General features: G+C 69.6%; 10 protein-coding genes. 1 reads left to right on the forward strand and 9 read right to left on the reverse strand.

The features are described from left to right. Positions 1–121 precede the first annotated feature (121 nt). The 5 genes from ATK30_RS03845 to ATK30_RS03865 are packed head-to-tail and all read right to left on the reverse strand — an operon-like array spanning position 122 to position 6,436. Positions 122–1,225, reverse strand: coding sequence for a cobalamin-independent methionine synthase II family protein (locus tag ATK30_RS03845; RefSeq protein WP_101434341.1), 1,104 nt, complete (start codon positions 1,223–1,225; stop codon positions 122–124). A 57-nt stretch (positions 1,226–1,282) separates the two neighbouring features. Further along, positions 1,283–3,373 (reverse strand): acetate--CoA ligase family protein, encoded by a 2,091-nt coding sequence (locus ATK30_RS03850; RefSeq protein ID WP_208637256.1) that lies wholly within the window; start codon positions 3,371–3,373, stop codon positions 1,283–1,285. Next, positions 3,367–4,203 (reverse strand): CoA-transferase subunit beta, encoded by an 837-nt coding sequence (locus tag ATK30_RS03855; protein WP_101434343.1) that lies wholly within the window; start codon positions 4,201–4,203, stop codon positions 3,367–3,369. Before ATK30_RS03855 ends, ATK30_RS03850 begins: the two co-directional genes overlap by 7 nt. Beyond that, positions 4,200–5,108, reverse strand: coding sequence for a CoA transferase subunit A (locus ATK30_RS03860; RefSeq protein ID WP_101434344.1), 909 nt, complete (start codon positions 5,106–5,108; stop codon positions 4,200–4,202). The genes ATK30_RS03855 and ATK30_RS03860 overlap by 4 nt, the downstream gene beginning before the upstream one ends. Then, on the reverse strand, positions 5,105–6,436 hold the full coding sequence (locus tag ATK30_RS03865; protein ID WP_101434345.1) for an FAD-dependent oxidoreductase: 1,332 nt from the start codon (positions 6,434–6,436) through the stop codon (positions 5,105–5,107). Before ATK30_RS03865 ends, ATK30_RS03860 begins: the two co-directional genes overlap by 4 nt. 153 nt (positions 6,437–6,589) lie before the next feature. On the opposite strand from ATK30_RS03865, the gene ATK30_RS03870 reads away from it, so the two are divergent. Further along, on the forward strand, positions 6,590–8,002 hold the full coding sequence (locus ATK30_RS03870; RefSeq protein WP_101434346.1) for an aldehyde dehydrogenase family protein: 1,413 nt from the start codon (positions 6,590–6,592) through the stop codon (positions 8,000–8,002). A gap of 748 nt (positions 8,003–8,750) precedes the next feature. Here ATK30_RS03870 and ATK30_RS03875 read toward each other — a convergent pair. Genes ATK30_RS03875 through ATK30_RS03890 form a run of 4 tightly spaced genes read right to left on the reverse strand, consistent with a single transcriptional unit; the run spans position 8,751 to position 12,924 of the window. Beyond that, positions 8,751–9,668, reverse strand: a complete 918-nt coding sequence (locus tag ATK30_RS03875; RefSeq protein WP_101434347.1) for a TIGR03564 family F420-dependent LLM class oxidoreductase — start codon at positions 9,666–9,668, stop codon at positions 8,751–8,753. A 26-nt stretch (positions 9,669–9,694) separates the two neighbouring features. Beyond that, on the reverse strand, positions 9,695–10,468 hold the full coding sequence (locus tag ATK30_RS03880) for an SDR family NAD(P)-dependent oxidoreductase (RefSeq protein WP_101434348.1): 774 nt from the start codon (positions 10,466–10,468) through the stop codon (positions 9,695–9,697). A gap of 31 nt (positions 10,469–10,499) precedes the next feature. After that, on the reverse strand, positions 10,500–11,228 hold the full coding sequence (locus ATK30_RS03885; RefSeq protein ID WP_101434349.1) for an SDR family NAD(P)-dependent oxidoreductase: 729 nt from the start codon (positions 11,226–11,228) through the stop codon (positions 10,500–10,502). A gap of 34 nt (positions 11,229–11,262) precedes the next feature. Next, complete coding sequence (locus ATK30_RS03890; protein WP_183126906.1) at positions 11,263–12,924, reverse strand: FAD-dependent oxidoreductase; 1,662 nt, start codon at positions 12,922–12,924, stop codon at positions 11,263–11,265. Positions 12,925–13,001: the final 77 nt, after the last annotated feature.

Here is a 13,001-nt window from a genome sequence, read left to right on the forward strand (position 1 = left end):
TGGTCCTGGAGAGGTCAGGATCGCGCGGCCACTCGCCCCGTCAGGCCGAACGGCCGGCTCGAACTGCCGGAACCCGGCGCCGGGTCGGGCGGCGCCGGGCTCCTGTCCGCGAGCGGGTGGCCTACTTCTTCAGCTCCGCCCGCACCAGCGCCGCGCCGTCGGACAGCGCGCGCAGCTTGCTCGCCGCGATCATCCGGGGCAGGTTGATGAGGCCGCAGTCGGTGGACAGGCCGAGCCGGTCCGCCGGCACGTACTCCAGCACCCGGCGGATCCGGTCCGCCACCTCGTCCGCGGTCTCGGTCACGGTGGACTTCACGTCGATCACGCCGGCCACGAACGGTTTCGTCCATTCGTTGTCCACCAACGGTTTCAGGTCGTCCGGGCCGGTACGGCCGACCTCGTAGTTGAGCGCGTGGATGTTCGCGTCGAGCACGTGCGGGAACAGCGCCTTGGCCCGGTCCGGCGCCGGGGCGTCGGAGGCGCGGCGGTCGAGCACGAACGCGCCGAACTCGGTCTCCGTCTCGTCCGGGTAGTACGCGGGCGTGCCCGAGTAGTTGCCCCAGCAGGTGTGCACCCAGAACTGGCAGTCGACGTCGCGGACGGCCACGTTGAGCGCTTCGATCTCCCAGTCGCCCATGCCGTAGGGCCACACGAACTCGTCGAGCTGGATGATGTCGCAGCCGTTGTCGGCGAGCTCGCGGAAGTCCTCGTTGAACGCTCTCGCGATCGCGAGCGCGAGTTCCTTGGTGTCCTTGTAGTGCAGGTTCGTGGTGGCGGCGGCCAGCACGCCCAGACCGGTGTAGGACACCTTGACCGGCTTGTTCGTCGCCTTACGGGTGGCGCGCAACTGGTTCAGGTGGAACGGGTACTCGCGCTGGATTTCACCGGTGCACGTCGGCGAGAACAGCGTCGAGTAGATGGGCAGGCCGATCGGCGGGCCGGTGAGCTTGTACCCGGACATGCGCTCCAGGTAGTAGTACAGAATCGTGCCGTACGGCGAGTCGCCGCCGTAGACCTTGCCGTCGCTGATGATGTCGAGCCCGCCGGCCTCCTGGTCGTGCACGATCGCGCCGATCGTGTCCTCGAACGCCTCCTTGCTGATCGAGTCGTAAATGAATTCACCCTTGGGCAGCGTGGCGAACGCCGCACCGTCGTACCACCGCGGATTCGGATAGTTCCCGACCATCGCGGTCGGCAGCAGAACGTCTTGCGAACCAATGAGCATGTTCTTCGTCCTTCCAGTCGCCGGTCGTGCGAAACGACGGTAGGACGGGAGAACACCTCAGTTCTTCGGCATGGCGGGACCGTACTTTTCGGTGGTGTCCGCACCGCGGGTCAGAATTCGCCAGTCCACGCACACGCAGCCGTCCGGTCCGGCCAGCACCGGGTTGAGATCGAGTTCGGCGATCCGGTCGCTGCCCGCCAGCAGGTCGCCGACCGACACCACGACGTCGGCCAGCGCGTCCCGGTCGACCGGGAGAGCGCCGCGAACGCCGGAAAGCACGGCCGCGCCGCGCAACTCCTCGAGCATCGCGCGAGCCTGTGCGTGGTCGAGCGGTGCGAGCGCGAACCGGACGTCCCGCAGCACCTCGACGAGAACGCCGCCCATGCCGACCATCACGACGGGCCCGAACGAGGGATCGCGAAAGCCGCCGACGACCGTCTCGACGCCGTCCATCTTGGACTGCACGAGTACCGACGCGCCTTCGGCGAGTGCGAGCAGTTCCCCGGCCGCCGCGCGTATTCGTTGTTCGCCGACGAGGCCGACCCGCACACCGCCGACGTCGCTCTTGTGCGTCAGGTCCGGGTGCGCGACCTTCAGCACGACGGGGCCGGGCAAGCGCGCGGCGGCGGCCACGACTTCGTCGGCCGACTCGCAGCGAACCGTTGGCACCACCGGGATTCCGGCGTATTCGAGCAGGTCTCGCGCGACGATCGGGTCGCCCGGATCGTCCACCGGGCCGAGCAGGTCACTGGGCTCGTGCGGCGAGGACGGCTTCGGCTCGAACATGCCGTACCGGACGGCGGCGCCGATCGCGCGGGCCGTCCTGTCCGGCCATGGCAGGCACGGCACTCCGGACTGGTGCAAGACATCCGCGACGTCATCGGCGGAGCGGGGCGCCACGAAACAGGCGTAGACGGGAACAGGCACGTTGTCAGCCCGCAGGCGCTTTACGGCGTCCCGGACCGCCGACGCTACCTCGAGCGACGCCGACCGCTGCAGCAACACCGGAACGACGACATCGACCTCACCGGAACGGGCGAGCAGGTCGATCGCGCCCGGATAACCCGTGGCGAACAGCCGCCACGCCGGAGTGATGTCGACAGGATTGCGCGGACTGCCGTACGGCGGCAGCAATTCACTCAACCGAGACCGCAGCGCGGGACTCAATTCCGGAACGTCGAGCCCTTCGTCCGCGAGCAGGTCCGCGAGTTCCACCCCGGTCCCGCCGGAATTCGTGATGATGCCGACGCGACGGCCACGCGGCGTCGGCTGCTCGGCGAGCGCACGGGCCACGTCCAGCATCTCCAGCCCGGTCCGGACCCGGACCACGCCCGAGTCGCGCAGTGCGGCGTCGAGGATGTCGTCATCGGCGGCCAGCGCCGCGGTGTGCGAGACGGCGGCGCGCCGTCCGGCCCCGGTCCGCCCGCCGACGACCGCGATCACGGGCTTCTCGGCCGTCGCCCGGCGAGCCTCGGCGAAAAACGCGCGCGGGTCGGTGATCGACTCCAGCAGCAGCGCGATCACCGTGGTGGCCGGGTCTTCGCGCAGGTACGCAAGCACTTCGGCGTCGGTCAGATCGGCCTTGTTGCCCGCCGCGTACACCTTGGCGAACCGCATGGCCTCGTCGGTGGCGAGCATGTGCACGGCCATCCCGTACGAGCCGGACTGGGTGACCAGGCTGACGCCGCCACCGCCCGGTGGCGTCCCGGCCGCGATCGACGCGTTGAGCGGCAGGTCCGCGTTCTGCACGCCGAAGCAGTTCGGACCCACCACCCGCACGCCGCCCGCTCTCGCCGCGGCGCGCACCTTTTCCTGTAGCCGCACGCCATCGCCGCCGATCTCGGCGAAGCCCGCGCTCAGCACCACGGCCGCGGGCACGCCCTTGTCGGCGGCCGCCTCGATCACACCGGGCACGCTGTCCGCCGGGGTCGCCACCACGACGAGGTCGATCTCGCCGGGCACGGACCGCAGGTCCTGGTATGCGGCCCGGCCGCCGACAGTCCTGTTCGGACAGACCGGAACCACCTCGCCGGGAAAGCCGGAAAGGTTGTCCCACAAGAGCTTTCCGACTGAGCCAGCGCGATCGGACGCGCCGACGAGCGCCACCCGCCGTGGCGCGAACACCGCGTCCAGCGCACGATTCAGCACGCGCAACCACCTCCGGGGTCGTGCGCGAACACCCGCGACAACTCGCGTTCGTCGAACTCGCCTTTGCGAACGCCGAGCGGGTCGATCGTGCGGACCGCCGCCAGTTCCGTTGTGGACGGTGGGTCGAGCGGGCGCAGGTCGCCCGCCACGTCAAGGGGAAACCCCGTCGCGGCGCGGACCTCGTCGACACTCACGTCCGGGAAGGTCCGGCACAGCCGCACCGTCTCGCCCGGGAAGTCGAACACGCCCAGTTCGGTGACCATCCACTGTGGACCGCCGCCGGGGAAGCCGAGCTCGGTCCTGCTGCCGGCCGGGGTGCGGTGGCCCATGTCGGTGATGAAGTCGCACTCGGGCACCAGCGTCCGGCCGCCGCGATGCCGGGTCGTCCACAGTGTCAGGTTGCCGATCGTGGCGGAGAGGTTGCAGCCGCCACCACCGCCGCCGAGCTTGACCTTCGGCCGGTCGCGCGGACCGATCATGGTCACGTTGGTGTTGCCGAACCGGTCGATCTGCCCGCCGGACAGGAACATCCGGTCCACGTCGCCGCGCAGCGCGGCGTCGAAGAACTCCTCGAACCGCATGCTGTACGCGGCGCCCTGTTTCAGCGCGGCGTCGTTGCCGGTCGGCGGGATGAACGGCGGCTCGGGGTTGATCGCGTACATCGCGCCTTCGACCAGCACCATGTCCGGCGCGTGCGTCCGGCGGGCCACGTGCATCGCGACCTGCGCGCACGGGCTGCCGAAGCCGTGGAAAACGGTCTCGTCCGGCCGGATGGTGCGGGCGAGCAGGACGACGAACCATTCGTCCAAAGTGAACGGTCGCGGGCTCACGCGAACAGCTCCTTCCATGCGTCGGTCGAGGCGGACCAGCCGGTCAGCTCGTCGAGGCGCCCGATCGCCTTCTGGTATCCGTCCTCGGAACCCGTGTCGTGCACGTATTTCTGGAGATACCCGGCGGCGTCGCCCGAGCGGGCGGCGGTCACGTACTCGTTCAGATGCGGGCGGTCGTAGGCATAACGGGGGTAGCAGGACGCCGGATGCGCGCCGAACGGGACCTCGACGAGCGCCGACACCAGGTGTCCTGGCACGGTGATCCCGGCCGCGGTGACGTCCTCTGTGGACACCAGCTCGTCGACCGTCGCGATCACCGCCTTCGACGCGGACGCGAAGCGCTCGTCGAGCACGTACGGCTGTTCGAGATGCAGGTTGCCGTAGCGGTCGCCGGACGGCGCGTGCAGCAGCGCCACGTCCGGCCGCAGCGCGGGCACCGCGACGAGCTTCTGCCCGGTGAACGGGCATTCGATCTCGCGGTACTCCGGGTGCAGCGAGCCGATGTCGGACCCGCGCACCCCGACGACCGGCAGGAACGGCACGCCCATCTCGGCGGCGCGCAACTGGGCGAGGATCGTCGCGCAGCAGCTTTCCGCGATCTCGATCAACCCGTTCCTGGCGGCTTCGCGGTAGGCGGGCGCGAGACCGAGGTCCTGCTCGAACCCGACGTAGCTCTCCTCGCACCGCCGCACCGCGCCCGCGGCGACGAGCAGGTCGACGTCGATGCTGTGCGCCGACCCGACGAGGTGCAAACCCGTGCGACCCTGCCGGATCAGCTCGCGCACCAGCGCCATCGGCAGCCGCGCGCACAGCCCGCCGCCGAGCGCGACGATCGCGCCGTCCGCGACGGCCGACGCGGCCTCGGCGAGTGTGGTCCGCTTGTCCCGCGGCGGTCGCAGGCTCATGTCCGTGCTCCTTCCGATCGGTTCGCCCGGCCCGCCGCGACCAGCACCGGGTCGTAGACGGGCGCGAACGGTGGTGCGTAAGCAAGATCGAGCGCGCCGAGGTCGTCCACGGACAGCTCGGCGTGCAACGCGGTGGCTACCACGTCGATGCGTTTGGCCGCGCCCTCGCGGCCGGCGAGCTGCGCGCCGAGCAGCCTGCCGTCCGGCGTGTGCACCAGGCGCACGTGCAGCGGGGCCGCGCCCGGGTAGTACTTGGCGCGCGAACGTGACTCGACATCCGTTGCCACAGCGGGGATTCCGGCCGCCGTCGCCTCGGCGAGACTGAGCCCGGTCCGCGCCACCTCCAGGTCGAACACCTTCACCACGGCGGTGCCGACCACGCCGCGGAACGACGCACGCCCGCCTGCCGCGACGGTCCCCGCGACCCGCCCGGTCTTGTTCGCGGCGGGGCCGAGCGGCACCCACGCGGGCGCGCCGAGCACGAGGTGCGGCAACGCCACGCAGTCGCCCGCGGCGAACACACCGGGTAACGAGGTCCGCATCCCCTCGTCGACGACGACGGCCCCGTTCGGCAGTTTCTCCGCGCCCGCGAGCAGACCGGTCGCCGGGCGCACGCCGACGGCCAGCACGATCAGGTCCACCGCGAACTCGGCCCCGTCGACGACCGCGACCGGGCCCGTAGCGCCGTCGAGGATCGCGTCCAGCCTGCTGCCAAGCTGCAGGTCGGCGTGCCGCCGGACCTCCGCGTCGACCACCTCCGCGATTGGCTCGTCCACTGTGGACAGCACGCGGGGCAGCGCCTCCACGATCCGCACGGCCGCGCCCGCCGCGACGAGCGCTTCGGCGGTCTCCAGTCCGATGTAGCCCGCGCCGACGACGATCGCTTTGCGCACCGAGCCGGAGTCGAGCAACGTGCGCAGCTTCGCGGCGGACGCCAGCGAGCGCACCGTGAACACCCTCGGGTGGTCTATACCAGCAATGGGCGGCACCACGGGATCGGCGCCTGCCGCGAGCACCAGCGTGTCGTAGTCCAGGGTCTCGGCGCCGCCGTCGTTCGCCACCGTCACCCGCCGCGCGGCGGTGTCCAGCTCGCGCACGGTCGTGCCCAGGCGGAGGTCGATTCCCCGCCGGTCACGGAAAACCTCCGGCGGGTAGGCGAGCAACGTCTCCGCCCGGTCGACGATTCCGCCGAGGTAGTAAGGGATCCCGCACATCCCGTACGCGGCGTACTCGCCCGCCTCGCACACGATCACGGGCCTCTCGGGCGCGACCCGCCGCGCGGCCGAAGCCGCCGACATGCCTGCCGCGCCACCCCCGATCACCACCATTCCCGCCACGGTGCCGCCTCTCGTCGCGAACCAACATGGTCAGCATGCGGCCCGGCGCCACCTCGCGGTCACCCCTTGGCAGGACGAAGAATCGGCGCCGGCTCGCCCTGCCGGATCGATGGAATAGGGCCGTCCGGGGGCGACCGTGGTCTCATGACTGAGCCATCCGAGGACGCCGTCCGTACCGAAATCGACGCCGTGCTGCGCCGGGCGCGCGCCGCGGCCGACGCCATCGAGCACTACGACCAGGACCAGGTCGACGAGCTGGTCACCGCCGTCGCGTGGGCGGTGGTGCGCAAGGACCACGCCGAGAAGCTGGCGAAGCTCGCCGTCGACGAGGGCGGGTTCGGCAACTACGCGGACAAGGTCGCCAAGATCGGCAAGCGGGTCACGGGCGTGCTGGCCGACATGGGGCCGGTGCGTACCGTCGGCGTGGTGGCGGAACGGCCGGAGGCCGGGATCGTGCAGATCGCGAAGCCAGTCGGGGTCGTCGCCGCGCTCATCCCGACGACCGGACCCGACGCGACGCCGCCGGTCAAGGCGCTGTTCGCGCTGAAGGGCCGCAACGCGATCGTGTGCGCGCCGCACCCGAGGACGCGGCAGAGCACGGAAATGGTCGTCGACTACATGCGCGAGGCGTGCCGTCAGGTCGGCGCGCCCGAGGACCTGGTGCAGGTGGTGCCGGAGCCGTCGCTGGCGAAGACGCGTCTGCTGATGCGCGGCGCCGATCTCGTCGTCGCGACCGGTGGCGCCGGGATGGTCAAGGCGGCCTACAGTTCCGGCACCCCGGCCTACGGCGTCGGGGTCGGCAACTCGGTGCACGTGGTGGACGAGACCGCCGACCTGGCCGACGCCGCCGAGGCGATCATCACGGCCAAGACGTTCGACGAGGCCACGAGCTGCCTGGCCGACAACGCCGTCGTCGCGCACGCCTCGGTGTACGACGAGCTGGTCCGGCGACTCGTCGACGGCGGCGGGCACCTGTGCTCTGGCGAGCAGAAAGCGTTGCTGCGCAAGGCGATGTGGCCCGACAACGGTCCGATCCCGACAATCGACGTGGTCGCGAAACCGGCGCCGCACATCGCTCACCTCGCCGGTTTCGAGGTGCCGGACACCTGCCGCCTGCTGCTGGTCGAGGAATCCGGCACCGGCCCCGGACACCCCTTCTCCGGCGAGAAACTGTCCGTCGTGCTGGCGGTCTATCGCTACGAGGGCGGCATCGACAATGCGGCGAAACTCGTCAACGACATCACCGGGTATCAAGGACTCGGCCACACATGCGGCATCCACACCAGCTCGGACGAGAATGTGGCCCGCCTCGCGTCGACCACGAAAACCGCGCGGGTGCTGGTGAACCAGAACCTGAACGAAGGCGCGGGCAGCCCGCGTAACGGCCTGCCGTTCACCCTGAGCCTGAGCTGCGGCACCTGGGGCGGGAATATCACGACGGAGAACGTCAACGCCCGCCATTTCGTGAACCTGACGTGGGTGTCGCGCCCGATCCCGCCACGTGTCGTGAGCGAGGAGGACCTGTTCGCCGCACACTGGCAGCGCTACGGGAGGTAGCAGAACGCCCCGGCCGCGGATTCGCGGCCGGGGCTGCCGGACGTTGGCCTGTTCGGCCGATCGTCAGCTCGATTCTCGGCATGTAGCGATTTCGCTGGCAGCAAAGAGATATCTTCGGAGCAAGCCCTTCGGTCGGTCGATGGAATATTGGACAGTCTGATTGCCTCTTGCCGAGGGTAGGTCGTGAAGCGGGACGAGTATGTCGAGATTCAGGTCGAGGAGCGCCGAATTCCCCGTTTCGCGCGTCACATGTTGAAGCGCGCACGTCGAGAAGGGCGTACCGGCCTGTTGGCCTACGCGTTAATTCCAGGAGGAAGCACGCCTCCGCCGTAGACATGGCGACTCGTGTTCATTCGCCAAGGAACGAGAATACTCTTCAGGGCCGGGCCTGGGCTGCGACAGGGACGTAAATGGGTCGACCTTGCCCCCGGCGTCCATCCGTTGACGTTCGCGGTTGGCGGTCTCGGCGAGATGGAATTCAGCAGAGAATTCCATCTCGAACCGGCAAAAATCGTGGTCGCCGGATGCAGGACCACATATTCACGATTTCCGGGAAGCAGCAGCCCGCGACCCGACCGGTGGTATATCGGGATTCTTGAAGGCCACCTGTAGTCGACCTCGGCTGCACAGTACTTCGGCGCCCACCGTCAACATCTCAGCGAGAGGCTGTTTCACGGCTTTGCCGTCGAATTGGAGCCGGTCGACGACGCCTGATCGGGCCTTCAGCAGGCCACGGATACCCCGACACTCAACCACTCAACTCCGCCAACAGCGCCCTGGTCCGGGCGATGCTCGCGGCCGGGGCATCGCCCACTGGGTACACCGTCGCCCACAGTTCGGTGACGCCCAGCTCCGCGTAGCGCTTAATCTGTTGCGCCACTTGGGTTTCCGTTCCCGTGACCGCCAGCTCGCCCGGCGACGACACGCCCTCCCGTGCGAACAGGCGCTGGTAGTTCTCCAGCCCGCCGTAGCGTGCGAAGACCTGTTCGGCCGCCGCACGGCCGGTCTCGGCGTCGTCGCATACCGCCACTGGCAGGCCCGCGACGATTCTCGGCGCCGCCGACGACGCCTTCAGCAGGGCCGGCACGATCTCGTCGCCCAGCGTGCGGGGGCCGGCGAGCCAGGTCACCACACCGTCCGCGTACTCCCCCGCGACCCGGACCATGCGTGGGCCCAGTGCACCCACGAGCACCGGCATCGGGGTCGTGCCCGGCACCGTGAACCCACCCTCCACCCGGTAGAACCGGCCGCGATAGGACACCTCTCCGGTGCGCAGCAGCGGGCGCAGCACGCTCAGGTATTCGCGCATGTGCTCGGCCGGGCTGGTGAACGCCAAGCCGTGCAGGCCCTCGATCACCGGGCGGTGCGACACCCCGACGCCGAGCGTGAACCGGCCGCCGCAAAACTGTTGCACCGTCGCCGCCTGCTGCGCGAGCGCGAGCGGGTGCCGTGGATAGGTCGGCACCACGCCCGCACCCAGTGCGATGCGGCTCGTTCCGGCGCCGGCCACGGCGAGGACGCTGAGCGCGTCCACCCCGCGGGAGAAGTGCACGCTCCACGCCGAGGCGAACCCGTCCGCCTCTGCCTTGCGCACCTGTTCGACGATCTCGCCCGGCTGCGCCGGCGCGCCGACGACCTCCGGCCCGACCCCGATTGCGATCCGCATGTCACCACTCTCCTTCGAGGACTGTCCTACTGGGACGTCATCCCGCCGTCCGCGGCCACCACCGAGCCGGTGAGGAACGCGGCTTCGTCGCTGGACAGGAACAGCGCGACGTTCGCGATCTCCGCCGGCGTGCCGAGCCTGCCGATCGGGTACTTCGCCGTCGTCATGGCGAGCCCCTTCTCCAGGTCACCGCCGCCGCGCGCGGTCAGCATCGGCTCCATCAGCGGCGTGTACACCGTGCCCGGGCAGATCGCGTTGACCCGCACGCCCTTCGGCGCGAGATCCACCGACATCGACCGGGTCAACGCCACCACGGCGCCCTTCGACGCGCAGTACGCGGCGAAGTTGGCCACGCCGACGAGCGCCGCGACCGACCCCTGGTTCACGATGGAACCCTTGCCGCTGCGCACCATCTGGCGTGCCGCGGCCCTGGCGCACAGGAACGTGCCCTTCACGTTGACCGCCATGCAACGGTCCCAGTCGTCCTCTTCGGCGTCGACCACCGAGCCCGCACTGTTCACGCCCGCGTTGTTGTACAGCACGCCGACGCTGCCCAGCTCCCGCTCGATCCGGTCGAACACGGCGTCCACCGCGCGCGCGTCCGTGATGTCCGCGGTCACCGCGATGGCCGTGCCGCCCGCCTGCTGGATCGCGTCCACGGTTTCCTTCGCCGCCGCGGCGGCCACGTCGAGCACCGCGACCGCGGCGCCCTCTTCGGCGAACAACTTCGCCGCCGCGCCACCGATGCCACCGCCGCCGCCGGTCACCACCGCGACCCGTCCGGCCAGCCTGCCTGCCATTCGACTCTCCTTGTCTCTCACCGCGCGTCTTTCACAGAGCGGTCATTCCGCCGTCGATCACGAGCGCGTGACCGGTCACATAGGACATTCGCCCGGACGCCAACACCGAGACCGCGTCCGCGATCTCGTCCGGTGTGGCCACCCGGCCCACCGGAATCCGGTCCTCCACCTGGGTTCGCAGCGCGGGCTGGTCCAGCCGCCAGCTTGTCATAGGGGTATAGACCATTCCGGGACACACCGCGTTCGCCCTGATCCCGGCCGCCGCGTAGTCCACCGCGATGGACTTGGCGAGCATCAGTGCCGCACCCTTCGACGCCGTGTAGGCACAGCGCCCGGGAAACGCGACCAGCCCGGCGATCGACGCGATGTTGATGACGTGCCCGCTGCCGCGCGCCACCATCGAAGGCAGCACCGCACGGCTGGCCAGGAACGGGCCGCGCACGTTCACCGTGTGCACCCGGTCCCATTCCTCCACCGGCGTTTCGTGGCATGTCGTGGCCGCCTGCGACCCGGTGATCCCGGCATTGTTGACCAGTACGTCGATCGCGCCGAATCGGTCGAGCACCGCGGCCACCGCACTGTCCACATCGGACTCATCGGTCACGTCGCAGCCTCGGGCGAACATGGCCACCTCGGCGGCGGCGTCCGGCTTCAGGTCGACCGCGGCCACCTGCAGGCCGTCCTCGCGCAAGCGCGCGCAGATCGCCCGCCCGATCCCGGACGCCCCGCCGGTGACCAGCGCGACCCGCTCGGCAGTCATTTCGCCGCCTCCGCTGGGAAACGCACGTCGCCGGTCACAGGCTCACCAGCGACATCTGGCCCGCCCGCAGCCGGGACAACTGGATGAAGTGCTCCGGGTTCAGGAACAGCTCGTTCAGGTCGGCCATCTGGTCGATGGTGAAGCCCTCGGGCCTGCGGATCAGGTAGTCGATGTACTGGAACGCGTCCTTCGCGCCGTAGCCGACGTGATGCGCGCCGACGATCTTGCGGGAATCCGCGTCCACCAACAGTTTCAGCCAGCCGGACAGGATCGGCCTTGTGAACGCGTACAGCATCGAACCCTCGGCGGCGGGCAGCGCGAACGATTCCGGGTCGGCGTCGTCCGGCGGCATCTGGATCTTGATGACGTTCGGGTACTCGGTGCGCGCCTCGGCCTCGGACAGCCCGCACCAGGTGACTTCGTAGGTGGTATGGAAGAAGTCGGGGTACTCGCTGAAGTCGAACTCGTGGTGCTCGCCCATGATGTTGCGGGCCGCGGTGACCCCGCACTTGCGCGCCTTGAACATCTCCATCGGCGGGCCGAGCAGATCGCCGACGGCGTACACGTTCGGCACCGAGGTGCGCATCGTCGCGTCCGCCACCACGAAGCCCCGGTCGTCGATCTTCAGCCCGAGCGGTTCGTACATCCGCAGATCCGGCCGCTCGCCGGTGCCGACGAACACGAAGTCCGTCTCCACCTCCACGATCTCGCCGTTCGCGTCCCGGTAGCGGACCCCGGTCACCCGGTCGTCGCCCAGCACGTCGAGGGTCTGCGCGCCTTCGACGATCTCGATGCCCCGGTCCACCATCATGTCGATCACGTAGTCGCGCAGGCCTTCGTCGACGTGGTGCAGACTCGCGGTGCGCAGCAGCGGGCTGCGGGTCAGGATCGTGGTCTGGCAACCGGTCGCCTGGAAGAACGAGCCGTACTCCAGCGCGACCTTCGAGCCGCCGATGATGACGCACCGGGTCGGTTCTTCGTCCAGTTCCTCGATGAGGCTCGCGAAGTCGTACACGCCCTTGCGGTCCAGACCACTGATCTCGGCCGGGAAGTCGGTGCGGGCGCCGGTGCACAGCACGAGGTTCTTCGCCTGGAACCGCCTGCCGTCCACCTCGACGGTGTGCTCGTCGATCACGGTGGCCGCCGCGTTGAGGATGTACTCCATGCCCAACTGTTCCTTGGACTGCCAGTTCATGATCGCGTGCGGCATGCCCCGGCCGGCGCGGAACAGCTTGACGATCTCCAGAATGCTCGCCTTGCTCGCGTCGAACTCCGGGTACCAGAGCTTGCCCTGCATGTGCTTCGCGAGGTCCAGTTCCCGCGCGCACTCGGAGAACAGGTGGTGCGGCACGCAGGCCTGGTGCGGGCACGAGCCGCCGAGGAACGGCCAGGCGTCGATGGTGAGCTGGCGTCCGCCGCGCGCCTTGAGGAACGCGGAGCCGAACCGCCCGGCCGCGCCGCCGCCGATGAAGATCGCGTCGTACTCGCGGTCGTCCTCCTCCGGGCTCGCCACGTTCCACAGCGCCTCGGTGTTCTGGTCCGGATGCTCCACGATGTCGTCGATCAGCAGCGCCCACTCGCCGACGGTCAGCGGCTCACCGTCCGCGCCGCGGTCGTCGCCCACCGGGTCGCCCAGTGCGCTGATCCGGGCGCGTAAGGCCGCGAAACCGTCCTGGGGATTACGGACATCAATCATGATCGGGCTCCTCTCGCTGGGGTCGTGAACCTCAGCATCCGCCCGGAAGTGGCTTCCCCCACAGGTCATCACGGGAC

The organism is Amycolatopsis echigonensis, from assembly GCF_002846615.1.
GTDB lineage: Bacteria > Actinomycetota > Actinomycetes > Mycobacteriales > Pseudonocardiaceae > Amycolatopsis > Amycolatopsis echigonensis.

Coding starts and splice junctions, on each gene's coding strand:
- ATK30_RS03845 (WP_101434341.1), bottom strand. CDS start 1,225: ATGCTCATTGGTTCGCAAGACGTTCTGCTGCCGACCGCGATGGTCGGG.
- ATK30_RS03875 (WP_101434347.1), bottom strand. CDS start 9,668: ATGCGGATCGCAATCGGGGTCGGGCCGGAGGTCGTCGGCGCGCCGGCG.
- ATK30_RS03865 (WP_101434345.1), bottom strand. CDS start 6,436: ATGGTGGTGATCGGGGGTGGCGCGGCAGGCATGTCGGCGGCTTCGGCC.
- ATK30_RS03890 (WP_183126906.1), bottom strand. CDS start 12,924: ATGATTGATGTCCGTAATCCCCAGGACGGTTTCGCGGCCTTACGCGCC.
- ATK30_RS03860 (WP_101434344.1), bottom strand. CDS start 5,108: ATGAGCCTGCGACCGCCGCGGGACAAGCGGACCACACTCGCCGAGGCC.
- ATK30_RS03885 (WP_101434349.1), bottom strand. CDS start 11,228: ATGACTGCCGAGCGGGTCGCGCTGGTCACCGGCGGGGCGTCCGGGATC.
- ATK30_RS03880 (WP_101434348.1), bottom strand. CDS start 10,468: ATGGCAGGCAGGCTGGCCGGACGGGTCGCGGTGGTGACCGGCGGCGGC.
- ATK30_RS03870 (WP_101434346.1), top strand. CDS start 6,590: ATGACTGAGCCATCCGAGGACGCCGTCCGTACCGAAATCGACGCCGTG.